The sequence below is a fragment of the Thermomonas sp. genome, assembly GCF_047606765.1.
Taxonomy (GTDB): domain Bacteria; phylum Pseudomonadota; class Gammaproteobacteria; order Xanthomonadales; family Xanthomonadaceae; genus Thermomonas.
This window is the reverse complement of sequence record NZ_JASGED010000123.1, coordinates 1-22061: the sequence shown is the minus strand read 5'-3', so window position 1 is coordinate 22061 and position 22061 is coordinate 1. Positions and strand designations below refer to the sequence as shown.

The following is a 22061-nucleotide window of genomic DNA, read 5'->3' as shown; positions in this document are numbered from 1 at the left end:
GTCATCCCGGCGAAAGCCGGGATCCAGCTTTTTCAGTGACTTACCAAACAGCTGGATTGGACAAACATTCGTTTGTCAGAAGCAGCCGGCTTTCGCCGGAATGACGGCTTGTTCAGACCTTCCCTAACGCTGAATCAAGCCGCACCGCGAGGCGGCGTCGGCCTGAATGATCGAATGGACTTCTCCCGTTACCACGCGGCTTCGGCGAGCCAGACGGATGCCTCCATTTCGCTTATGCAAGTTTTCGGGTACTGGCGCGCAAGCGTCTCGGTCGTGCCGCGTTGCCAGACAGCGAAATCAAGGGTTGACGGGGGAGTCCATGCAAGGTTGTTACGGCAATTCCGCCAGCCAGCCGTCGTCGCTGCCTTCGTTGACATCGGCAAACAGCGGCGTGGAGAAATAGCGCTCGCCGGTGTCTGGCAGCATCGCCAGCAATACCGAACCCTTTGGCGCGGTCTGCGCCACTTTCAGCGCGGTGGCGACAGTCGCGCCAGCGGATATGCCGACGAAGATGCCTTCCTCCGCTGCCAACCTGCGCGCGGTGGCGATGGCCTCGTCGTCGGTGGCGGACAGCAACTGGTCATAGGCATTGCGGTTGAGTACGTCGGGCACGAAGTCCGGCGTCCAGCCCTGGATCTTGTGCGGCTTCCACTCGTCACCCTTGAGCAGGGATGCGCCGGCAGGTTCGGTGGCGATGATCTTGGTTTCCGGGCGCGCGACTTTCAGCACTTCGGCCACGCCGGTCAGGGTGCCGCCGGTGCCCCAGCCGGTGACGAAGTAATCCAGTGGCTTTCCGGCGAAGTCGCGCAGGATTTCCGGCGCGGTGGTATTGCGGTGCCACGCGGGGTTGGCCGGGTTGGCGAACTGGCTGGCAAGGAACCAGCCGTGCTGCTGCGCCAGTTCCTGCGCCTTGCGCACCATGCCGCTGCCGCGTTCGGCGGCGGGGGTCAGGATCACCTTGGCGCCGTAGGCGCGCATCAGCTTGCGGCGCTCGACGGAGAATGTTTCCACCATCGTGGCGACGAACTTGTAGCCGCGCGCGGCGGCCACCATCGCCAGTGCCACGCCGGTATTGCCTGATGTCGCTTCGACGATGGTATCGCCGGGTTTCAGCAGGCCCTTGCGCTCGGCATCCAGCACGATGGCAAGCGCCAGGCGATCCTTGACCGAGCCGCCGGGGTTGAAGGATTCAACCTTGGCATAGAGGGTGACGTGGTCGGGCGCGATGCGCTGCAACTTCACGATGGGGGTGTTGCCGATGGTGTCCAGGATGCTGTCGAAGATGGCCATTGCGATGTTCCGTTGAATGCGAAAGAGAAGGTCAGGCGGCGTGGGCGAGGGCGCGTTGCAGACATCGCACGTCGCTGGTGATGGGCGGCGCACCGAACCAGTGCAGTTCGGTGGCGAAGGCGGCGACTTCGCCGATCACCAGCAGTGCCGGTGCCTGCACGGCATGGATGCGGGCGAGTTCCGGCAGTTCATCAAGGCTGCCAGCGATCACGCGCTGTTCGGGGCGGCTGCCGTTTTCGATGATGGCAAATGGCGTGGATGCCGCGCGGCCATGCGCGATGAGCTTGTCGCGCAGGCGTTCCAGCCCGACCACGCCCATGTAGAACACCAGCGTCTGCTGCGGTTGCGCCAGCGCGGTCCAGTCGTGTTCGGCATCGCCATCGCGCGCCTGCGCGGTGAGCAGGCGCAGCGATTGCGCGTGTTCGCGATGGGTCAACGGGATGCCGGCATGGGCGGCGCAGGCCACCGCAGCGGTGATGCCGGGCACCACTTCGAAGCCGATGCCATGCGCGCGCAGCACCTCAAGTTCTTCGCCGCCGCGACCGAACACGAAGGGATCGCCGCCTTTCAGCCGCACCACGCGCTTGCCGGCGCGGGCGTGTTCGATCAGCAGATCGTGGATGCGTGCCTGCGTGGCGTCGTGGTCGCCGCCGACGCGCTTGCCCACTTCGATGAACTCGGCATCGCGGCGGGCAAGGTTCAACACCTCGCGGCTGACCAGGCGGTCGTGCAGGATCACGTCGGCTTCGTTCAGCACGCGCAGCGCGCGCAGGGTCAGCAGGCCCGGATCGCCGGGGCCGGCACCGACCAGCGCCACGCTGCCGTGCGTGGGTGTGGTAGTGATGAGTGCATCGTCGATGGCCTGTTGCGCGGCATCGGTATCGCCACGGCGCAGCAAGGCCTGCGCGGGGCCGGACAGCACGCGCTGGAAGAAGCGGCGGCGCGCGGTGAGATCCGGCAGTTGCGCGCGGATGCGCGTGCGTGCATCGGCGAACAAGCGCGCGAGCGCGCCGAGGGAATCGTCGAGTTCGGTTTCCAGTTTCTCGCGCAGGTGGCGGGCCAGCATCGGCGAGCTGCCGCCGCTGGAAATGGCGATCTGCAGCGGCCCGCGCTGCACGCGCGCCGGCAGTTGCGCGCTGGCCAGTTCGGCATCATCGACCACGTTCGCCCAGATGCGGCGGGCCTGTGCGGCTGCGGCCACCGCACTGTTCGCTTCGCGGTCGTCGGTGGCGGCGATCACCAGCCACACATCGTCCAGCCATGTCTCGTCAAACTCGCCGCGCAGATGGGTGATGCGGCCTTCGCGCACTTGCGCGGCCAGCACCAGTTCCAGCACGGGCGCGCCCACCGTCACGCTGGCACCGGCGTCCAGCAGTGCCCTGATCTTGCGCGCGGCCACGCCGCCGCCGCCGACCACCAGCACGCGGCGACCGCGCAGGTCGAGGAACAGCGGGAACAGGGCAGGCGCGTCAGGCATGTCGCCACGCTAGGTGGCATGCGCCTGCGGGTGAAATGGCTGGCGGGCTTCCCGTTATGCCCCAGCGGCATAAGCAAGGTGTGAACATGTGTTCAGATATGGTTATACTCCATCGCTACATCAGGATATAGCGATATAACGAGCGCTGCCGCCATGACCCTCACCCAGCTCCGCTACCTCGTCGCCATCGCCGATTCCGGCTTCAACATCACCCAGGCGGCGGAGCGCGTGCATGCGACCCAGCCTGGCCTGTCCAAGCAGCTCAAGCAACTGGAGGACGAGCTGGGCTTCCAGTTGTTCCTGCGCAAGGGCCGCAGTCTGGAAGGCGTGGCACCCGCCGGGGTGAAGGTGATCGAACACGCGCGCCGGATCCTGTCCGAAGCCGCCAACATCCGCAGCTATGCCGCCAACGAGCGCGGCGAACATCGCGGACGCTTGCTGCTGGCGACCACCCACACGCAAGCGCGCTACGTGCTGCCGCCGGTGATCGCCGACATCACCCGCCGCTATCCCGAAGTCAGCGTCGATCTGTTTGCCTCCGGCGATACCGAAGTGCTGGACAAGCTGGATGAAGCCGACTTCGCCATGATCAGCACGGCAGGCAATGCGCCGGTCACCTCCGGCGTGGCGGTGCCGCTGTTCCGCTGGCGGCGCGTGCTGCTGGTGCCTGCGGCGCATCCGCTGGCAGGGCTTGGCCGTGCGCCGACGCTGGCGGAGCTGGCCCGCCATCCGCTGATTTCCTATGAATCGTCGAAGCTGCCGGAATCCTCGCTGCAGCGCGCCTTCGCCGCTGCCGGCGTGAAACCGCAGATTGCGATGACCGCGCGCGACGCCAACCTCATCAAGACCTATGTGCGCACGGGATTGGGCGCGGGCCTGCTGGCCGAGATGGCCGTGAACACGCGCGAGGACGATGACCTGCGCGTGGTCGAAGCGCCGCCGGAACTGCCCGAATGCATCACCTGGGCGGTGGTGCCGCGTGGCCGCGTGCTGCGCGAATATGCGCTGGCGCTGTTGCACGGACTGGCACCGCAACTTGACCCGCGTGACCTGCGCCGGATCCTGGAAGGCAATCAGGACGCCAACTGGCCGCAGTCCCCGCAGTGGGCGGCGCTGGTGCAGGCGAGCAAGGCATAGGGCTTGCTCCTCCCCCTGCGAAGGCAGGGGGAGGCCGGGAGGGGTGCTTTTTGGCGTGAGCCAACAAAGAGCCAACCCCACCCAACCCTCCCCTTCAGGGAAGGGGAGGGCTTGCATCATCAAGCCGCAGAACTTGCCGGTTCGTCGAAGTGCAGGCCGCATTCGCGGCGCAGGCCGAAGAAGCGGGTTTCCGCCGCGTCCATGCCGGGCAGCAACGGGCGGGTGGTGTGTACATCGCCCACCGAGACATAGCCCTGCTGCGCCAGCGGATGCTCCGGCAGGTCGTGCAGCAGCATGTACGCGCCGACGTCGATTTCGTTCCAGTCGGCGATGGGATGGAATTTCCAGCGGCCATCGCGCCATTCGAGAAAGTCGATGCCTTCGCGCGTGGATGCCTGGTCGCGGCGCAGCCCGGCGATCCAGCAACGCACGCCGAGCTCGCGCAGCGCGCGCTGCATGGGCTCCACCTTGCGCAACTGGTTGTAGCGGCGGATGCCTTCGCCGCCTGCTTCCCACAGCTTGCCAAAGCGTGCTTCCATCCATGCCGCGCCGATCTGCGGGCGATACACCTTCAGGTCGATGCCAAGCAGTTCCACCAACTGGTCGGCGTAGCGGTAGGTTTCCGGGAACAGGTAGCCGGTATCCACCAGCACCACCGGCACGCCCGGCCTGATGCTGTTGACAAGATGCAGCGAGACGGCGGATTGCACGCCGAAACTGGTGGACAGCGCATGCGGGCCGTCGAGTTTTTCGAAGGCCCATGCAAGGCGCTGCTGTGCGCTGAGGCCAGCCAGCCAGCGGTTCAGCTCGGCCAGTGCAAGCGGCGATTCAGCTGCGGTGGCGGGATCGGGCGGAAGCATGTCGTTGACTCCGTGCTGGCGGTCAGGCGGCCTGTCCAAGCGCGGCACGCATGCCCGCCGGTTCGACCTGGACGTGGGTGGGATACGGCGGCAGCGCAACGATGCCTGCGCGGTGCAGGAAATCGCCGAAGCCTTCGCCTTCGCTGCGTTCGCCGGCATAGCGGGCGAACAGCGGATCAAGTTCGCCGAGGATTTGCTCCTCGTTGATGTTCTCGCGGTACAGCGTGTTGAGGCGCTGGCCGCGATGGTCGGCGCCCAGCATCAGGTTGTAGCGGCCCGGTGCCTTGCCGACCAACGCGATCTCGCCCAGGTACGGCCGCGAGCAACCGTTCGGGCAACCGGAAATGCGCAGCAGGATCGGCGCATCGGCCAGGCCGTGCTTTTCCAGCAGAGGTTGCAGCTTGCCGTTGAAGTCGGGCAGGTAGCGCTCGGCTTCGGCCATCGCCAGCGCGCAGGTGGGCAGCGCCACGCAGGCCATTGCCGCGCGTGCCAATGCGGTGGGCGCGCGATTGTCCTGATCCAGTGCGTATTCGCGCACCAGTGCCTCGATGCGCGCGCGCTGGTCGGCGGGAATGCCGGCGATGATGAGGTTCTGGTTGGCGGTGACGCGGAACTCGCCGCGATGCACGCTGGCGATCTGGCGCAGGCCGGTCAGGTGCGGCGTGCCGGGACGGTCGGCGATGCGCCCGGTCGGCAATGAAAGCGTCAGGTGCCAGCGTCCGTCCTCGCCTTCGACCCAGCCGAAGCGGTCGCCATTGTGGTCGAAATGGAAATCGCGCGCGGGTTGCAGCTTGAAGCCGGCGCGCTGCTCCATCTGCGCGACGATGAAGTCCAGCCCGTGTTCGTCGATGGTGTACTTGAAGCGCGCGTGCTTGCGCTCCACGCGGTCGCCGTGGTCGCGCTGCACGGTGATGGCGGCTTCGGCGATGGCCAGCGCCTGCTCGGGCGTGACGAAGCCGATCACGTTGCCAAGGCGCGGATAGGTCTGGGCATCGCCGTGGCTGGCACCCATGCCGCCGCCGATGGCAACGTTGAAGCCGGCCAGGTCGCCGTTGCCGTCAACGATGGCGATCAGGCCGAAATCGTTGGCGAACACATCGACATCGTTCAGCGGCGGCACCGCGACTGCCATCTTGAACTTGCGCGGCAGATAGACCTTGCCGTAGATGGGATCTTCTTCCTCGCCGCTGTCGGCCAGCTTTTCCTGATCCAGCCAGATTTCGTAATAGGCGCGGGTCTTGGGCAGGAACGCCAGCGACAGTTTTTCTGCCCAGGCGTGAACTTGCGCATGCAGGCGCGATTGCAGCGGATTGCTGGCGGACAGCACGTTGCGGTTGACATCACCGCAGGCGGAGATGGTGTCCAGCACGGCGGCATTGATCGCCTGCATGGTGGCCTTCAGCTCGCGCTTGACGATGCCGTGGAACTGGAAGGTCTGGCGGGTGGTGATGCGCAGCGAGTGGTTTGCGAAGGTGGTGGCGATCGCGTCCAGCTTCAGCCACTGCTTTGGTGTGAACACGCCGCCCGGCGCGCGGATGCGGATCATGAACTGATGCGCCGGCTCCAGCTTCTGGCGGCGGCGTTCGTCGCGGATGTCGCGGTCGTCCTGCTGGTAGGTGCCGTGGAACTTGACCAGCCGCTGGTCTTCGAACGACAGCGAGCCGGTGACCGGGTCGGCCAGTCCTTCCAGCAGCGTGCCGCGCAGGGCGCGACTTTCGATCTTGATTTTTTCGACGGAGGGGTGGGACATGGCGGTTAGCTCGTAATTTCGTTTTTCGTCATCCCGGCGAAAGCCGGGATCCAGTTTTTTTCTCAAGTCACTCAACAGCTGGATACGCAGACGCAAGGTCTGCGAAAAGACGCCGGCTTTCGCCGGAATGACGAGGAAAAATCGCGCGCCACAACATCAATAAACATCGCGCGCATAACGCCCTTCCCGTTGCAGGTTCGACAGGTATTCGGCAGCGGCTTCGGCATCGCCACCGTTGTGCGCGGCGATGATCGAAAGCAAGGCGGCATGCACGTCCTTGCCCATGCCGATGGCACCACAGACGTAGAAATGCGCGCCGTTTTGCAGCCAGTCGTACAGCTCTCGGCCGCGCTCGCGCAGGCGATCCTGCACATAGACCTTGTTGCCGCCATCACGCGAGAACGCCACGTCGAGGCGATGCAGTTCGCCGCGTTGCAGCGCGTCCTGCCATTCGGTCTGGTAGAGGAAGCCGGTATCGAAATGGCGCGCGCCGAAGAACAGCCAGTTGCGGCCCGATGCGCCGGTTTCCGCACGCTCCTGCACGAAGCCACGGAACGGCGCAACGCCGGTGCCGGGGCCGATCATGATGATGTCGCGGCTGGCATCAGCGGGGACGCGGAAACGCTCGTTCGGTTCGATGTAAACCGGCACCTGCGCGCCTTCTTCCAGCGCGGCAAGGAAGCCGCTGGCAGCGCCGAGATGCTCATGCCCGTGGGCGGCATAGCGCAGCACGTCCAGCGTCAGGTGCGCTTCCTCGCCCACGCGCTTGCGGCTGGAGGCGATGGAATACAGGCGCTGTGCCTGCGGGCGCAGTGCCGCCAGCAGTGAGGCTGCATCCCATTCGGCGGGCCAGCGGCGCAGCACGTCGATCAGTTGGTGATCGTCCAGCAGCGCGGCGAAGCCGGGATTGCCCGGTTCCAGCAGCGTCTTGAGCTGCGCAGCATCGGCACGCTCGGCATGCGCGACAAGGAACGGGCGCGACAGCCGGGTCAGTTCGCGGCGGGTCGCCAGCCATTCGTGCAGCGGCAGCGTGTCGCCGCCGACGCTGGCCAGGGCATCGCCGTCCAGCCTGGTTGCGTCCAGCACCGAGGCCACCAGCGATTCGGGGTTGCGATGGCGGATGCCCAGCGCATCGCCCGGTTCGTAGGCCAGAGCGCTGCCTTCCAGCGACAGTTCGATGTGGCGCACGTCCTTTTCGTTGTTGCCGTATTGCAGGAAGCCGACGTTGCGGAACGCGCGCCCGGTGATGCGCTGGTTGGCCAGCACTTCGGCGGGGAAGGGGCGCTCGTGCGACCACGCCACGGCCGCAGGGCGCAGCGGCGTGACGGTGGCGACGTGCGCAGCCGGCGTGGCTTTCAGCAGTTCGCCTGCCTTCGCCAGTGCCGCTTCGCGCCAGGGCGCGGCCACGGTGTCGATGTCGAGGTCGGCGGTGCCCAGTTCGGCCACGCGCTGCGCGCCGAGTTCCGCCAGCCGCGCGTCGATCTTGCGGGCGATGCCGCAGAAGTCTGCATAACTGGTATCGCCAAGGCCCAGCACGGAAAACTTCAATTCCGGCAGCTTGGGTGCGCGCTTGCCACCCAGGAACTCGACAAAGCCAATGGCATCGTCCGGCGGATCGCCTTCGCCCTGCGTGCTGATGACGATATAGAGCAGGCGTTCGCTGGCAAGTTCGCGGGTCTGGTAGGCATCGGCACGCAGCAAGCGCACCTCCAGCCCCGCCGCCCGCGCCGCATCGGCGATCTTCTCGGCCTCGCGCCGGGCATTGCCGGTCTGGCTGCCGTACAGCACGGTCAGGCGCTGGCTGGCGCTGGCCTGCGGGGCGATGGCGGCGGCGAGCGCACTGACGGGGGAGGTTTCCAGTGCGCGCGCAGCACCCGCCAGATAGCCGGATGCCCACAGCAAGGCGCTGCGGTCGGCCTCGGCCACGAACCGGGACAGCAGTGCGCCCTGGTCGGCGGTCAGGGGCGTGGGCAGGGGGGCGGCGACAACGGACGACATGGCGGGGCCGGGATGCGGGGACCATCACAAGCTAGGTGCCGGCGCGGTTTAACGGAAAGGAAACGCCGCCATGCCTGCATGCGTCTGCTGCATATGCCGCTGATGCCTTGCGGGAATGTGTGAATGTCGAAAGGAGGCTTCCCTTGCCGGGATATATCCCTATAGATTCACTATGGAATGCTGACGAACAAGGCCAAATACGGACTTCGCGCGATGTGCGAGCTGGCGGCACTGCCGCCCGGCGCATGGTTGCAGGCGCATGCCATCGCCGAGCGCGCAAGCGTGCCGGGCAAGTTCCTGGAGGCGATCCTGGTGGATCTGCGTCGCGCCGGTCTGGTCGTCAGCAGGCGCGGTGCGCAGGGCGGGCATGCACTGGCAAGGCCGGCGGAGGCGATGATGGTGGGCGATCTGATCCGCGCCATCGACGGCCCGCTGGCACCGGTGCGCTGCGCCAGCATGACTGCCTACGAGCCCTGCAGCGACTGCGTTGATCCGCAGACCTGCGCGGTGCGCGCGCTGATGCGGGAAACCCGCGAAGCGCTGTGCAGCGTACTGGATCAGCGAAGCCTTGCGGCCTTGAGCCAACAGGCGCGTAACGAAGCATGGATGCGCCATTAACGGGAGATTCGCGATGAAGTCGAACCAGCTCAATGCCGTATCGAATGCGCATGCCACTGCGGAGCAGGTAGCCGAGGCCGAAGTGCTGCGCGCAATCCGTGATACCGCGTTCGGCACCGTCGAAATCATTGTCCACCAGTCGCGGATCGTGCAGATCACGCGCAGCGAGAAAGTCCGTTTCGACAAGACCGCCTGAAGCACGCCGTGCTTCACCACGCCCCGACCAACACTTGCCGACCGGATCACCGGAGGCATGCCTTCCACACCACAGCAGGAGAAGCCATGTTTCCGCAACCGCAGTCCGGGCCGTCACGGCCCCTGATCCGCAACCTGCTCGCCATCGCCATTCTCGCGGCCATGCCGCTGGCGCATGCGGGCGACAATGAAAATGACGAGCTGCGCGCACGCATCGCCGCGCTGGAGCAGCGCCTGGCCGCGCTTGAGGGCCGCACCGCGCCAACCGCCGCCACCGCCGATGTCGATGCCGTTGACCAGCGCCTGCGCGTGGTCGAGCGCAAGCAGGAACTGCAGGCCGAGGCCGACGCCACCCGCGCCGCATCCGCGCCGGTGCTGGCGCTGGCCGACAAGGGCCTGTCGGTGAAATCCGCCAACGGCGACCTGGAGGTCAAGGTGCGCGGGCTGATACAGGGCGATTTCCGCCACTACGGCGGCGCAACCTCGGCATCGGCGCTGGACAGCTTCCTGCTGCGCCGGGTCGAGCCCACGCTGGAAGGCAGCTGGGGCAAGCTGATCGGCTTTCGCATCAATGCGCAACTGGCCGGCGACAGCGCCAGCATCAACGACGCCTACGTTGACCTGAAGTTCGACCCGCGCGCCACCGTGCGGGTGGGCAAGTTCAAGCCGGCGGTGGGGCTGGAGCGCCTGCAGTCCAGCAACGCGACCTCCAGCATCGAGCTGGGCCTGCCGTCCGAGCTGGCGCCGGGCCGCGACATCGGCGCGCAGCTGCAGGGCGATTTCAGCGGCATCGGGCTGGGCTACGCGGTTGGCCTGTTCAACGGCGCGCCCGACGGACGTGACGGCCTGACCACCAATCCCGACGGCGATTTCGAGCTGGCGGCGCGGGTCTTCATCGAGCCGTGGCGCGACAGCGTGAGCGCCTTGTCGGGCCTGGGCTTCGGCCTGGCCGGCAGCCGTGGCGACAAGCACGGCACCGGCAACAACTTCCTGCCGCGCTACCGCACGCCCGGCCAGGTGCAGTTCTTCAACTATCGCAGCACCGTGCTGGCAGCCGGCGAGCACACCCGTCTCTCGCCGCAGGCCTACTACTACGGCGGTCGCCTGGGCCTGCTGGCCGAATACATCGATTCGAAGCAGGACGTGCGCACCGCCACCGGCGACACCGCCAGCCTGAACAACAGTGCCTGGCAGGTGGTCGCCGGCTGGGTGCTGACCGGCGAGGACGCCAGCTACCGTGGCGTGCTCAAGCCGGCCCATGCCTTCACCCTGGACGGCAGCGGCTGGGGCGCGCTGGAGCTGGTGGGCCGCTATGGCCACCTGAGCATCGACGAAGACGCCTTCCCCCTGTTTGCCGACGCGGCCGCCGTGGCATCGTCGGCACGCAGCTGGGGACTGGGCCTGAACTGGTACCTGAACTCCAACGTCAAGCTGGTCGCGAACTACGCGCGCACCGCGTTCGACGCCTTCGGCACCGCCACGCCGCGCAAGGACGAGCAACTCTTCTTCACCCGCGCGCAACTTTCCTTCTGACGCATTGATCGAACCTACATAAGCGAACCAACGAGGACATCCACATGAAAACCAGCATCAAGCAGTTGCTGCTCGGCATCGCCATCGCGCTGCCGGTGTTCACGGGCGGCGTGATCGCCAAGGACAAGGAGTTCCTGAACGTCTCCTACGACCCCACCCGCGAGTTCTACGCGGAGTTCAACAAGGCCTTCGCCGCAGACTGGAAGCAGAAGACCGGCGAGACGCTGAACATCCGTGCGTCGCATGGCGGCTCCGGCAAGCAGGCGCGCGCGGTCATCGACGGGCTGGAAGCTGACGTGGTGACGCTGGCGCTGTCGGCGGACATCGACGTGCTGGCGAGCAACGGCAAGCTGATCCCGGCGAACTGGCAGACGCGGCTGCCGCACAACAGCTCGCCCTATACATCGACGATTGTTTTTCTCGTGCGCAAGGGCAACCCGAAGGGCATCAAGGACTGGGGCGATCTGGCGAAACCGGGCATCGGCGTCATCACGCCCAACCCCAAGACCTCCGGCGGCGCGCGCTGGAACTATCTGGCGGCGTGGGCCTGGGCGTCGCGCGAGTATCGCGACGGCGACAAGGTGGTGGCCTATCTGACCAAGGTGTTCAAGAACGTGCCGGTGCTGGATACCGGCGCGCGCGGTTCCACCACCACCTTCGTCGAGCGCGGCATCGGCGACGTGCTGCTGGCATGGGAGAACGAGGCGCTGCTGACGCTGAATGACGCCGACACCCGGGCGAAGTTCGAGATCGTGGTGCCTTCGATCAGCATCAAGGCCGAGCCGCCGGTGACGTGGGTGGACAAGAACGTGAAGAAGCACGGCACCCAGAAGCAAGCCGAGGCCTATCTGCGCTTCCTGTATTCGCCGCAGGGCCAGCAGCTTGCCGCCAAGCACTTCTACCGGCCTTCGGAGCCGGACAAGGTGCCGGCGGAATTGCTCAAGCAGTTCCCGCAGGTGTCGCAGGTCACCATCGATGGCGCATTCGGCGGATGGAAGAAGGCGCAGGCCGAGCATTTCGGCGATGGCGGTTTCTTCGATCGCATTTACAAGCCGTAACGAACCTTGGCTCGTCATCCCGGCTTTCGCCGGAATGACGAATCGCTCAGGTATTTCTCATCGCATGGATAACCCGAAATGAGTGCAATCGCACCACCATCAAAACGCAGGCGTGGCAGGAACCCCCTGCCGGGCTTCGGCCTGAGCCTGGGGCTGGGCATGGCCTGGCTGGGCGTGGTGGTGCTGTTGCCGCTGCTGGCGCTGGCGGTGCGTGCCGCCGGCCTTGGCGTGGACGGCTGGCTGCGTGCGATCCGCGATCAACGGGTGCAGGAGGCGCTGGAGCTGAGTTTCGGTGCCGCCTTCGCCGCTGCCGTGCTGGCTTCGCTGGTGGGCGCGCTGGTGGCGTGGGTGATCGTGCGTTACCGCTTTCCGGGCAGGCGCTTGCTGGATGCGCTGGTGGACTTGCCGTTTGCCTTGCCAACGGCGGTGGCCGGCATCGCCCTGACCGCGATCTATGCGCCCAATGGTTGGGTCGGGAAACTGCTGGCCGCGTTCGACATCAAGATCGCCTACGCCGTACCCGGCATCGTGCTGGCACTGGTGTTCATCGGCCTGCCGTTCGCGGTGCGCACCTTGCAGCCGGTGCTGGAAACGCTGGGCCGCGAACCGGAGGAAGCCGCCGCATCACTCGGCGCAAGCCGCTTCACTGCATTTCGCCGGGTCATCGTGCCGGAGTTGTTGCCGGCGTGGTTGACGGGATTCTCGCTGGCGTTCGCGCGCGGGCTGGGCGAATACGGCTCGGTGATCTTCATCGCCGGCAATTTGCCGTACAAGACCGAGATCGCGCCGCTGCTCATCACCATCCGGCTGGAGGAATACGACTACAACGGCGCGGTCGCCATCGCCGCGTTGCTGCTGGTCGCCTCGTTCCTGTGCCTGCTGGTCATCAATCTGATCCCGCTGCTGTTCCAGCGTGGAGGCCGTAATGGCTGAACGCAAGCAATCCATGCGCGACCCATTGCAGGATCCGGCATGGCTGCGCGCGCTGTTGATCGGCAGCGCGATGCTGGCGATGGTGTTGCTGGTCGTGTTGCCCTTGGTGATGGTGCTTGCTTCGGCTTTCGGTGACGGCTTCAAGGCATGGTGGGCGGCGCTGGCCGAACCCGATGCCCGCGCTGCGCTCCGGCTGACCTTGTTCACTGCCGCGATCGTGATACCGATCAATGCGGTATTCGGCCTGTTTGCGGCGTGGGCGCTGACCCGCTTCGAGTTCCGTGGCAAGCGCGCGGTGCTGGCATTGATCGACCTGCCGTTCGCGGTATCGCCAGTGGTTGCGGGCCTGTGCCTGGTGCTGCTGTTCGGCACCGGCGGCTGGTTCCACGGCTGGCTGCAGGCACACGACATCAAGATCCTGTTCGCGCGGCCCGGCATCGTGCTTGCCACGTTGTTCGTCACCTTCCCGTTCGTGGTGCGCGAGCTGGTGCCTTTGATGCAGCAGCAGGGCGCGGACGAGGAACTTGCCGCGCGCTCGCTGGGCGCGGGTGCGTGGACGATGTTCCGCCGCGTCACCCTGCCCAACATCAAGTGGGGCCTGCTGTACGGCGTGTTGCTGTGCGGTGCGCGCGCGATGGGCGAGTTCGGCGCGGTGTCGGTGGTGTCCGGGCACATCCGTGGCCTGACCAACACGCTGCCGCTGCACATCGAGATTCTCTACAACGAGTTCGACGGCACTGCCGCGTTCGCGGCGGCCTCGCTGCTGGCGGGTCTGGCGCTGGTGACGTTGGTGTTGAAGTTCTGGCTTGAAGCGCGTCATGGCGACGCACTTGCGCAATCGCACAGGCGGCATTGACCATGCAATTGAAGATTTCCTCGCTGACCAAGCATTACCCCGGCGTGGCCGCGCTGGACGGCATCGATCTTGATATCGCGTCCGGTGAACTGGTGGCCTTGCTGGGGCCGTCCGGTTCCGGCAAGACCACCTTGCTGCGCGTGATCGCGGGCCTGCTGCATGCCGACAACGGGCAGGTGCTGTTTGGCGATGTCGATGCCACGCGGCTGAGCCTGCGCGAGCGCAACGTCGGCTTCGTGTTCCAGCACTACGCGCTGTTCCGGCACATGACGGTGGCGGAGAACATCGCCTTCGGCCTGCGCAGCCGCCCGCGCAGCCGTCGCCCGGACAAGGCCACGATCGGAAGGCGCGTGCAGGAACTGTTGCAGCTGGTGCAGCTGCCGGAACACGGTGGGCGCTATCCCGACCAGCTTTCCGGCGGGCAGAAGCAACGCATCGCGCTGGCGCGGGCGCTTGCCATCGACCCCGGCGTGCTGCTGCTGGACGAACCCTTCGGTGCGCTCGATGCCAAGGTGCGGGTAGAGCTTCGCCGCTGGTTGCGCAGGCTGCACGAGCAGACCGGCCAGACCACGTTGTTCGTCACCCACGATCAGGAAGAAGCGCTGGAACTGGCCGACCGCGTGGTGGTGATGCGCAACGGCCGGATCGAACAGATCGGCACGCCGGATCAGGTCTATCACGCACCGGCATCGCCCTATGTGTTCGAGTTCATCGGCCGCGCCAATGTGCTGGAAGGGCGCGTGGAGCAGGGCCGCTTCCATTGCGCCGGCCTGCAACTGGACGCGCGCGACGTGGCCGATGGCGCTGCGCGCCTGTACGTGCGCCCGCATGATCTGGTCGCCGCGGATGACGCCGATGCTGCCCTGCATGGGCGCGTGCGCGCGGTGCATCGGCTGGGCGGGCGGATCACATGCGAAGTGGAGGTGGACGGCCAGCCGCAGGCGCTGGAGCAGGAATCCTTCGATGCGGGTTTGGCACAGGCATGGTCAGTCGGCGACCAGGTGCGGTTGCGGCCGACGCGCTACGCCGTTTTTCCCTGACGCCACCGGACACACCGCCGCATGCAGCGGGCTGTTGCTCGCCCATGCCACAACGGGAGTACGCCATGCGAATCACCATCGTCGGTGCCGGCTTTTCCGGCAGCGCACTTGCCATCGAACTGGCGCGCAATGCGCCGGGTGGTACCGAGATCCGCCTGATCGGCATGCCGGAAAGCTTCGGTCGCGGCGTTGCCTATGGCGAAGCGCGCGCGGAGCATCTTCTGAACGTGCGTGCAAACGAACTGGGCATCGACCCGGACGATCCGGGTGGCTTTGCCGCGTGGCTGAATCTTGGCGCGCGCGGCGAAAACCGTTTCATGCCGCGCCTGGCGTATGGCGAATATCTGTATGCCCGCCTGCAGGATGCGATCCAGGAAACCCGCGCCGACTTCCGCATGACGCCGCAGGAGGCGATCGCGGTGGAACGCCACGGCGACGGTTTCCGCATCACCCTGATCGATGGTCGCGAGGTGGAAAGCGACATCGTGGTGCTGGCGGTGGGCGCGCTGCCGCCGCAGCCATTGCATGGCGTGGGGCCGCGCCTGCTGGTGGATCCGGCCTACATCGGCTGGCCGTGGCAACGCAGCCTGCTGGGAGACGAGGCCATCGACCGCATCGCGCCGGATGCGCGCGTACTGATCGTCGGCACCGGGCTGACCATGGCGGACACCGTGGCAACCCTGCAACGCCGCCGCCATCGCGGGCCCATCGTTGCCTTGTCGCGGCATGGATTGCTGCCGCAGGCGCATGCGCAGCCGCCATCGGCACCGGTTGCCTTGCCGCCGACCGTGCTGCAAGCACTCAACAGCGGCAACGTGCGTCAGTTGCTGCGTGCATTGCGGACGCTGATGCCGATCCTGCCGGATTGGCGCAGCCTGATCGATGCGCTGCGTCCCTACCTGCAGGCGTACTGGAAGACATTGGCCCACGCGCAGCGCGCGCGCTTCCTGCGCCATCTGCGTTCGCACTGGGAATCCGTCCGCCATCGGCTGGCCCCCGACATGCACGCCGAATTGCAGGCATTGCGCGATGAAGGACGCCTGCGCATCCGCGCCGGACGCCTGCTGCGCGCGCGACTGGGCGAAAACGGTGGCGCTGAAGTGCTGATCCGCGAACGCGGTGCAACCCATGCAACGCTGGAACATTACGACGTGGTGGTGCGCGCGACCGGGCTGGATACCGACATCGAGCACACCACCCATCCATTGGTCTCGCAGCTGCGCGACGCCGGCTTGATCTGTGCCGATGCGCTGGGGCTGGGGCTGCGTGCATCGCCGCAATGCGAAGTGCTGGATCGGCATGGCATGCCGGTACGCGGCCTGTACTGCGCGGGGCCGCTGCTGCGCGGGCAGCTGTGGGAGATCACGGCGGTGCAGGAATTGCGCATCGCTGCGCGCAACCTGGGGCGTCAGTTGCTGCGCAACGCACAGGCCACTTCACCCGCAGCCGTGGCAAGGCAGGGCTGATCCGGATGCAAAAACGCCCCGCGTTGCGGGGCGTTTCGTTGCACTGTCGAAATGCAGGCTTACCTCTTCTTGCGCATCGCCTCATAGACGAACAGCAGCACCACCGCCGCCACGATTGCAGCGACCCAGGTCATCGTGCGACCAAGGCCGAAGTAGCCCGAAGCCCAGCCGCCGATCACCGCGCCGACGATGCCGAGGATGATGGTCATGATCCAGCCCATCGGATCGGCACCGGGCTTGACCAGCCGTGCCAGCACGCCGATGACAAGACCGCCGAAGATGTAACCAAAAATGCCGCTGAACATGCTGTGCCCCCGTGTGGATTGCTTGATGGATCCGGTTGATGGAATCAGTTGATGAAATCGGATGATGAAGATCGGGTGATGAAAATCATCGGCTGATGGAATGACGCTGGCGCATCCTAGCAGCAGCCGTGCTCGCCGTGCTGCTCGCCACCGGCGACAGCCGCCACCCCGGTGGTTTCACCGCGCAGGCTGGCGGCATGATGCTCGGCGATGACCCGCGCCACGCAGCCGGTGACGCCCTTGCCCATCGGGATGTGCAGGAACTCGTTGGGGCCGTGGGCATTGGAATGCGGGCCCAGCACGCCGGTAATCATGAACTGCGCGCCGGGGAACTTCTCGCCCAGCATGCCCATGAACGGGATGGTGCCGCCTTCGCCCATGTACATCGCCGGCTTGCCGAAGAACTCCCGGCTGGACTGGTCGATGGCGTTTTCCAGCCACGGCACCAGCGCGGGCGCGTTCCAGCCGGTGCTGGCTTTTTCCAGATGCAGGCTGACCTGCGCGCCATACGGCGGGTTCTTCAGCAGCGCGTCCTGCAACAGTTCGCCGCCGCGCTTGCCATCCAGCGTGGGCGGCAGGCGCAGGCTGAGCTTGACCGAGGTATGCGGGCGCAGCACGTTGCCGGCAGAGGCCAGCGGCGGAATGCCGTCCACGCCGGTGATCGACAGCGCAGGCCGCCAGGTGCGGTTGAGCACCAGCTCGGTCAGGTCATCCGACATCGGCACCATGCCGTCGAGGAACGGGAACTTGTTGTACACCTCGTCGCCCATGACCTCGGCCACCTTCGCCGCCTGTGCCTTGCGCTCCGCAGGGATTTCGACGTGCATGCCGTCGATCAGAATGCGGCCGGTGGTTTCATCCTCGATCCGCGACAGCAGTTCGCGCAGGATGCGGAAGCTCGACGGCACGATGCCGGAGGCATCGCCCGAATGCACGCCTTCGTGCAGCACCTTCACGGTCAGGTTGCCGCCGGCCAGTCCGCGCAGCGAGGTGGTACACCACAGCTGCTCGTAATTGCCGCAGCCCGAATCCAGGCAGACCACCAGCGAAGGCTTGCCGATGCGCCCGGCAAGATGATCCACATAGGCGGGCAGGTCATAGCTGCCGGATTCCTCGCAGGCTTCGATCAGCACCACGCAGCGCGCATGCGGCGCGCCTTGCGCCTGCAAGGCCATCACCGCGGTCAGCGAACCGAAGATTGCATAGCCGTCATCCGCACCGCCGCGCCCGTACAGGCGGTCGCCTTCCAGCACCGGCACCCACGGGCCCTTGCCTTCGTCCCAGCCGGTCATTTCCGGCTGCTTGTCCAGGTGCCCGTACAGCAGCACGCAGTCGTCGCTGCGGCCACCGTTGGCAGCGGGGATGTCGATGAAGATCAGCGGCGTGCGGCCTTCCAGCCGTACCACTTCAAGCTGCATACCGGGGATCGGCTGCGCCTTCGCCCAGGCTTCCATCAGCGCCACCGCGCGATCCATGTGGCCGTTCTTGACCCAGTCGGCATCGAACATCGGCGACTTGTTGGGGATGCGGATGTATTCGACCAGTTGCGGGACGATCTCGTCGTTCCACTTGGCATCGACGAAAGCGCGGGCCTTGGCGGCGTCGAAGGAAGGCATGCCCATGTGCGTGGTTCCGTATCCGTTGCGATGAATCCGTTGATTCTACTCCGTAGGACTTTTCCGACCCCGGCATGCGGAAAACCCCCGACCGGATGCGGGCAAACCACCGATGGGCGGCATGCAGGCGCGGCGGCAATCTGCACACACCGGATCGCAGCCCGCGCCGGATTGCACAGACACGAGGAGAACCGCCATGAAGTCCCTGAAGACCCTGTTCACGAGCCTGGTCCTGTCGCTGGCACTGGCCGGCACCGCCATCGCCGCCGAGAAGGTCAACATCAATACCGCCGATGCCGCCACGTTGGATCGCGTGCTGGTCAACGTTGGCCCGGCCAAGGCGCAGGCCATCGTCGATCACCGCAAGAGCAACGGCGCATTCAAGAGCCCCGAGCAACTGGCACTGGTCAAGGGCATCGGCCTGAAAACCGTGGAAAAGAACCGCGACCGCATCGTGGTGGGTGGTGCGCGTCCGGCTGCTGCACCGAAGACGGTGGCCACGGCGGCACCGAAGCAGGTTGCACGGCGCTGACTGTCATGGCGCAGCGCTACACTGCGGCGATGACGGATCCATCGCCGCAGTTGTTGTCGTTCATCCGCGCCGGTGACTGCCGCCGCATGCGCTGGAAGAACGGTGCTGGCTGGACTTCGGAGATTCTTCGCGTTCCCGATGTGGATGACTGGGACTGGCGTTTGTCGATTGCGGAAATCGAAGCCGATGCGCCGTTTTCCGCGTTTCCCGGCGTGGAGCGCGAACTGGTGCTGCTCAGTGGCAATGGCATGCGGCTGTGTTTCGAGGATGGCGAAACGCAGGAACTGCATCCGCCGCACGGCAGCCTGCGCTTTTCCGGTGATCGGTCATTGACTGGCGAATTGCTGGACGGCCCGAGCCGCGATTTCAACCTGATGTGGAAGCGTGCGGTGGTGAATGCGCAACTGTGGCATCGCCCGCTGGTCGGCAGCATGACGGTGTTCGTCGATGTCGGCGAAACATGGCTACTGCACCTGATGGCCGGGCATGCGCGTTTTGCCGATGCGATGGGTGAGGATGAACTCGGCAGTGGCGATACTGCGGTGATGCGGGCAGAAGGCCAGCGCGCCCGCTTCCGGCTGGATGGCGCAGGCGAGGCGCTGCTGATCCGCATCGCGCCGATCATGGAGATGTAGATGCGGAGCTTGCTCCGCATGCACTTGCAACCGAATGTGCCGAGCAAGCTCGGCACCTACATGCCTCCCGATGCTTGATGCTTGTAGATGCGGAGCTTGCTCCGCATGCGCCTGCATCAATACACGTCGCGGCGATAGCGCCCGGCTTCGATCAGCGCATCCACGCCGTCTTTGCCCAGCAGATCGGTGAGCACGGCATCCACGCCCGGTGCCATGCCCTGCAGGCTGCCGCAGACGTAAAGCGCAGCGCCGTCGTCCAGCCACTGCCGCAGGCGCGCAGCATTCGCGCGCAGCGCGTCCTGCACATAGCGATGCGCGCCGCCATCGCGCGAATACACGCGGTCCAGATGCGCCAGCTTGCCCGCATGCAGCCAGCCGTCCAGTTCATCGCCGTGGAAGCGGTCGTGTGCGGCGTTGCGCTCGCCGAACAGCAGCCAGTTGCGATGCGCGCCGGTGGCGATGCGCGCCTTCAGGTGCGCGCGCAGGCCGGCAAGGCCGGTGCCGTTGCCGATCAGGATCATCGGGCGTGACGGTTCCGGCGCGTGGAAATTGGGATTGCTGCGGATGCGCAGGTCGATGGCCTCGCCCACGGCAGCATGCGCACACAGCCAGCCGCTGCCAAGGCCGGGGCTGCCGTCCTCGCGCTGCATCAGACGCACCAGCAGATGCAGTTCGCCATCGGCGGGAATCGAGGCGATGGAATATTCGCGATGCGGCTGCTCGGCATCCGGGTTGTGCGGATCACGGGGGCCGATCTCGGCGATGTCGCCGGCCTGCCAGTCCACTGTTTCGCCAACAGGTGGCGTCAGCGCGATATGGAAGGCAGGGTCGCCCGCGCTGCCGGGATTGAGCAGTGTGCGTGCCGCCAGCGTCCAGCGCTGGTATTGCGGGCGCTCCCAGTCCGGCTGATGGGTGTGCCCGGTCAGCACGCCGATCTGCGACTGCCAGTGGCGCAGCGCGCCCGGATCGGCATTGTCGATGTCCACCCGGTCGAACAGTCGCGTCGCGCCGTGGTGGTGCAGCCAGTCGTCGAGCTGGCGACCGAACGCGCAGAACTGCTCGTATTCGCGGTCGCCCAGCGCCAGCACCGCGTACTGCGTGCCGTGCAGGTCATGGGCATCGGTCATGCGTGCGGCGAAACCCAGTGCGTGGTCGGGCGGGTCGCCTTCGCCAGTGGTGCTGACGACGAACAGGCAGCGCGCGCCCTTGATCTGGTCGATGCCGAGGCGGGCGATGTCGTGCAGTTCAGCGTGGCAGCCGGCATCGCGCAACGCCTGCATGGTGCGCTGCGCCAGTTCCAGCGCGAAGCCGGTCTGGCTGGCATACACCACGCGCCACGCTGTTTCGCCATCCGCGCTGGTGGTTGCAATGGCTTTGGGCGTGCGCCCGCGCCATGCGATCCAGCCGCAGTGCGCAAGCCAGATAACGGTGGCGATGGCGGCGATCCAGCGCGGCTTCGCCAGCGGCGTGAGCGAAGGCCAGGGCTGGATCTGCAGGCGCAGCAACCACCATGCAAGCACGGTCAACAGCAGCAGGGTCAGCGTGTTGCCAATCAATGAGCGACTGATGCGCATGCGTGGCCGGCTCATGCTGCAACCAGCCGCGCGCGGAAGGCGTCGGTCATGCGTTCATGCAGGCCATCGCTGCCGCGTTCAAGGAAACGTGCCGCGATGCCGCGCCGCTGCGCAAGCGCGAAGCCGGCCTCCGCACCCAGCACGGTCAAGGCGGTGGCCCAGCCATCTGCCTGCATGGCGCTGCCTGCAATCACGGTGACGGCGGCGGGCGCGTGTTCCACCGGCTCGCCACGGCGCGGGTCGATGGTGTGGGTATAGCGACGGCCATCGCGCTCATAGGCATGCCAGCGGTCGCCGGAACTTGCCACCGCGATGCCGTCCAGTTCCAGTACGCGCGGTTCCAGCGCGTGGTCGTCTTCTTCCGGGCCAGCTTCGACCAGCACGCGCCAGCCGCTGCCATCGGGTTTGCGGCCATAGCCACGCAATTCGCCGCCGACTTCGACCAACGCCGCTTCGATGCCGGCATCCATCAGATGGGCGATGACCAGATCAACAGCGAAGCCCTTGGCAATCGCGGACAAATCCAGATGCACGCCGCCCGGTTGCAACACGCGCGATTGCGCTTGGTCGAACGTGATCCGCTTCCAGCCAGTGCTTGCCTGCGTGGCCTGCACGCGTGCCGCATCCGGCGTGGTGGTTTGTGCGTCGGCACCGAAGCCCCAAAGCCCGACCAATGCGCCGACGGTGGGATCGAAGGCGCCATCGCTGGTTTCGGCAATCGCAAGCGCGCAGGCCAGCACAGTCGCGAACTCGGGCGGGATCGACTGCCACGTTCCGGCATCGGCGCGGTTGTACGCGCTGATGTCGGAACCGGCTTCCCACGTACTCATCTGCCGTACCACGAGCGCCAGTCGCGCTTCGATGCCGGCATGCAGCGCGCGCAGGTCGGCATCGCGCGCGGCGGTCAGCCGCACGCTCCAGCGGGTGCCCATGCTCTCGCCGCCGAGGGTGTGGAGTGTCATGCGCTGCGTGGCCCCTCATCCGCCTTCGGCACCTTCTCCCCGCATGCGGGGAGAAGGAACAACATTACTGCGGCAGGACTTCAAGGGTGGCGACGTAGCTCAGGCGGCATTGCTTGGCCTGTGGCACGCTGGTCTTGTCGTCGGTAGTGCTGGTTTCCAGCCAGTACATGCCGGCTTCCGGCCAGTTCACCTTGAACTCGCCGTTTGCATCGGTGGTCACGGTGAT

General features: G+C 66.2%; 20 protein-coding genes and 1 pseudogene. 11 read left to right on the top strand and 10 right to left on the bottom strand.

The window, feature by feature from the left end; all coding sequences use genetic code 11:
* Nucleotides 1-330: 330 nt before the first annotated feature.
* Together cysK and cysG are read right to left on the bottom strand one after the other, a co-directional pair.
* Nucleotides 331-1290 (bottom strand): cysteine synthase A, encoded by a 960-nt coding sequence (cysK, locus tag QM612_RS11595; RefSeq protein ID WP_415254038.1) that lies wholly within the window; start codon nt 1288-1290, stop codon nt 331-333.
* A 31-nt stretch (nt 1291-1321) separates the two neighbouring features.
* A complete protein-coding gene (gene cysG / locus QM612_RS11590) occupies nt 1322-2767 on the bottom strand; it encodes a siroheme synthase CysG (protein ID WP_415254037.1) in 1446 nt (481 codons plus the stop codon).
* A 153-nt stretch (nt 2768-2920) separates the two neighbouring features.
* On the opposite strand from cysG, the gene QM612_RS11585 reads away from it, so the two are divergent.
* A complete protein-coding gene (locus QM612_RS11585) occupies nt 2921-3904 on the top strand; it encodes a LysR family transcriptional regulator (protein ID WP_415254036.1) in 984 nt (327 codons plus the stop codon).
* Nucleotides 3905-4023: 119 nt separating this feature from the next.
* Here the strand turns inward: QM612_RS11585 and QM612_RS11580 are convergent, their stop codons facing one another.
* From QM612_RS11580 to QM612_RS11570, 3 genes are all read right to left on the bottom strand, one after another.
* Nucleotides 4024-4764, bottom strand: coding sequence for a phosphoadenylyl-sulfate reductase (locus QM612_RS11580; protein WP_415254035.1), 741 nt, complete (start codon nt 4762-4764; stop codon nt 4024-4026).
* A 22-nt stretch (nt 4765-4786) separates the two neighbouring features.
* Nucleotides 4787-6514: an assimilatory sulfite reductase (NADPH) hemoprotein subunit gene (gene cysI / locus QM612_RS11575; RefSeq protein WP_415254034.1), complete on the bottom strand. Its 1728-nt coding sequence runs from the start codon at nt 6512-6514 to the stop codon at nt 4787-4789.
* A 156-nt stretch (nt 6515-6670) separates the two neighbouring features.
* Nucleotides 6671-8512 carry an assimilatory sulfite reductase (NADPH) flavoprotein subunit gene (locus QM612_RS11570; RefSeq protein ID WP_415254033.1) on the bottom strand — a complete coding sequence of 614 codons (1842 nt, stop codon included), beginning with the start codon at nt 8510-8512 and terminating at the stop codon, nt 6671-6673.
* Between the two features lie 177 nt (nt 8513-8689).
* On the opposite strand from QM612_RS11570, the gene QM612_RS11565 reads away from it, so the two are divergent.
* From QM612_RS11565 to QM612_RS11530, 8 genes are all read left to right on the top strand, one after another.
* Nucleotides 8690-9130, top strand: coding sequence for an RrF2 family transcriptional regulator (locus tag QM612_RS11565; RefSeq protein ID WP_415254032.1), 441 nt, complete (start codon nt 8690-8692; stop codon nt 9128-9130).
* A 13-nt stretch (nt 9131-9143) separates the two neighbouring features.
* Complete coding sequence (locus QM612_RS11560) at nt 9144-9326, top strand: DUF2292 domain-containing protein (protein ID WP_415254031.1); 183 nt, start codon at nt 9144-9146, stop codon at nt 9324-9326.
* A gap of 86 nt (nt 9327-9412) precedes the next feature.
* Complete coding sequence (locus tag QM612_RS11555) at nt 9413-10858, top strand: porin (RefSeq protein ID WP_415254030.1); 1446 nt, start codon at nt 9413-9415, stop codon at nt 10856-10858.
* 44 nt (nt 10859-10902) lie between these two features.
* Nucleotides 10903-11916: a sulfate ABC transporter substrate-binding protein gene (locus tag QM612_RS11550; RefSeq protein ID WP_415254029.1), complete on the top strand. Its 1014-nt coding sequence runs from the start codon at nt 10903-10905 to the stop codon at nt 11914-11916.
* A 78-nt stretch (nt 11917-11994) separates the two neighbouring features.
* Entirely contained in the window at nt 11995-12849 is an 855-nt protein-coding gene (cysT, locus tag QM612_RS11545; protein ID WP_415254028.1) for a sulfate ABC transporter permease subunit CysT, read from the top strand.
* Complete coding sequence (gene cysW, locus QM612_RS11540) at nt 12842-13705, top strand: sulfate ABC transporter permease subunit CysW (RefSeq protein WP_415254027.1); 864 nt, start codon at nt 12842-12844, stop codon at nt 13703-13705. Before cysT ends, cysW begins: the two co-directional genes overlap by 8 nt.
* A gap of 2 nt (nt 13706-13707) precedes the next feature.
* A complete protein-coding gene (locus QM612_RS11535) occupies nt 13708-14745 on the top strand; it encodes a sulfate/molybdate ABC transporter ATP-binding protein (protein WP_415254026.1) in 1038 nt (345 codons plus the stop codon).
* A gap of 65 nt (nt 14746-14810) precedes the next feature.
* Nucleotides 14811-16211: an FAD/NAD(P)-binding protein gene (locus QM612_RS11530; RefSeq protein ID WP_415254025.1), complete on the top strand. Its 1401-nt coding sequence runs from the start codon at nt 14811-14813 to the stop codon at nt 16209-16211.
* A gap of 59 nt (nt 16212-16270) precedes the next feature.
* On the opposite strand, the gene QM612_RS11525 is transcribed toward QM612_RS11530, so the two are convergent.
* Both QM612_RS11525 and QM612_RS11520 read right to left on the bottom strand, forming a co-directional pair.
* On the bottom strand, nt 16271-16516 hold the full coding sequence (locus tag QM612_RS11525; protein WP_415254024.1) for a GlsB/YeaQ/YmgE family stress response membrane protein: 246 nt from the start codon (nt 16514-16516) through the stop codon (nt 16271-16273).
* 116 nt (nt 16517-16632) lie between these two features.
* Complete coding sequence (locus QM612_RS11520) at nt 16633-18132, bottom strand: M20 family metallopeptidase (RefSeq protein ID WP_415254040.1); 1500 nt, start codon at nt 18130-18132, stop codon at nt 16633-16635.
* Nucleotides 18133-18328: 196 nt separating this feature from the next.
* Here QM612_RS11520 and QM612_RS11515 point away from each other — a divergent pair, with 196 nt between their 5' ends.
* Together QM612_RS11515 and QM612_RS11510 are read left to right on the top strand one after the other, a co-directional pair.
* Complete coding sequence (locus tag QM612_RS11515) at nt 18329-18664, top strand: ComEA family DNA-binding protein (RefSeq protein ID WP_415254023.1); 336 nt, start codon at nt 18329-18331, stop codon at nt 18662-18664.
* 29 nt (nt 18665-18693) lie between these two features.
* The gene (locus tag QM612_RS11510) at nt 18694-19299 is read left to right on the top strand and encodes a HutD family protein (protein ID WP_415254039.1); all 606 of its coding nucleotides are present in this window, start codon (nt 18694-18696) and stop codon (nt 19297-19299) included.
* A 116-nt stretch (nt 19300-19415) separates the two neighbouring features.
* On the opposite strand, the gene QM612_RS11505 is transcribed toward QM612_RS11510, so the two are convergent.
* The 3 genes and pseudogenes from QM612_RS11505 to QM612_RS11495 form a co-directional block, all read right to left on the bottom strand.
* Nucleotides 19416-20873 (bottom strand): sulfite reductase subunit alpha, encoded by a 1458-nt coding sequence (locus QM612_RS11505; protein ID WP_415254022.1) that lies wholly within the window; start codon nt 20871-20873, stop codon nt 19416-19418.
* An 11-nt stretch (nt 20874-20884) separates the two neighbouring features.
* Complete coding sequence (locus QM612_RS11500) at nt 20885-21835, bottom strand: FAD:protein FMN transferase (RefSeq protein ID WP_415254021.1); 951 nt, start codon at nt 21833-21835, stop codon at nt 20885-20887.
* Nucleotides 21836-21899: 64 nt separating this feature from the next.
* Nucleotides 21900-22061, bottom strand: a pseudogene (locus QM612_RS11495) (DUF4198 domain-containing protein); the annotation flags it as partial.

Coding starts and splice junctions, on each gene's coding strand:
- cysK (WP_415254038.1), bottom strand. CDS start 1,290: ATGGCCATCTTCGACAGCATCCTGGACACCATCGGCAACACCCCCATC.
- cysG (WP_415254037.1), bottom strand. CDS start 2,767: ATGCCTGACGCGCCTGCCCTGTTCCCGCTGTTCCTCGACCTGCGCGGT.
- QM612_RS11585 (WP_415254036.1), top strand. CDS start 2,921: ATGACCCTCACCCAGCTCCGCTACCTCGTCGCCATCGCCGATTCCGGC.
- QM612_RS11580 (WP_415254035.1), bottom strand. CDS start 4,764: ATGCTTCCGCCCGATCCCGCCACCGCAGCTGAATCGCCGCTTGCACTG.
- cysI (WP_415254034.1), bottom strand. CDS start 6,514: ATGTCCCACCCCTCCGTCGAAAAAATCAAGATCGAAAGTCGCGCCCTG.
- QM612_RS11570 (WP_415254033.1), bottom strand. CDS start 8,512: ATGTCGTCCGTTGTCGCCGCCCCCCTGCCCACGCCCCTGACCGCCGAC.
- QM612_RS11565 (WP_415254032.1), top strand. CDS start 8,690: ATGCTGACGAACAAGGCCAAATACGGACTTCGCGCGATGTGCGAGCTG.
- QM612_RS11560 (WP_415254031.1), top strand. CDS start 9,144: ATGAAGTCGAACCAGCTCAATGCCGTATCGAATGCGCATGCCACTGCG.
- QM612_RS11555 (WP_415254030.1), top strand. CDS start 9,413: ATGTTTCCGCAACCGCAGTCCGGGCCGTCACGGCCCCTGATCCGCAAC.
- QM612_RS11550 (WP_415254029.1), top strand. CDS start 10,903: ATGAAAACCAGCATCAAGCAGTTGCTGCTCGGCATCGCCATCGCGCTG.
- cysT (WP_415254028.1), top strand. CDS start 11,995: ATGAGTGCAATCGCACCACCATCAAAACGCAGGCGTGGCAGGAACCCC.
- cysW (WP_415254027.1), top strand. CDS start 12,842: ATGGCTGAACGCAAGCAATCCATGCGCGACCCATTGCAGGATCCGGCA.
- QM612_RS11535 (WP_415254026.1), top strand. CDS start 13,708: ATGCAATTGAAGATTTCCTCGCTGACCAAGCATTACCCCGGCGTGGCC.
- QM612_RS11530 (WP_415254025.1), top strand. CDS start 14,811: ATGCGAATCACCATCGTCGGTGCCGGCTTTTCCGGCAGCGCACTTGCC.
- QM612_RS11525 (WP_415254024.1), bottom strand. CDS start 16,516: ATGTTCAGCGGCATTTTTGGTTACATCTTCGGCGGTCTTGTCATCGGC.
- QM612_RS11520 (WP_415254040.1), bottom strand. CDS start 18,132: ATGCCTTCCTTCGACGCCGCCAAGGCCCGCGCTTTCGTCGATGCCAAG.
- QM612_RS11515 (WP_415254023.1), top strand. CDS start 18,329: ATGAAGTCCCTGAAGACCCTGTTCACGAGCCTGGTCCTGTCGCTGGCA.
- QM612_RS11510 (WP_415254039.1), top strand. CDS start 18,694: ATGACGGATCCATCGCCGCAGTTGTTGTCGTTCATCCGCGCCGGTGAC.
- QM612_RS11505 (WP_415254022.1), bottom strand. CDS start 20,873: ATGCGCATCAGTCGCTCATTGATTGGCAACACGCTGACCCTGCTGCTG.
- QM612_RS11500 (WP_415254021.1), bottom strand. CDS start 21,835: ATGACACTCCACACCCTCGGCGGCGAGAGCATGGGCACCCGCTGGAGC.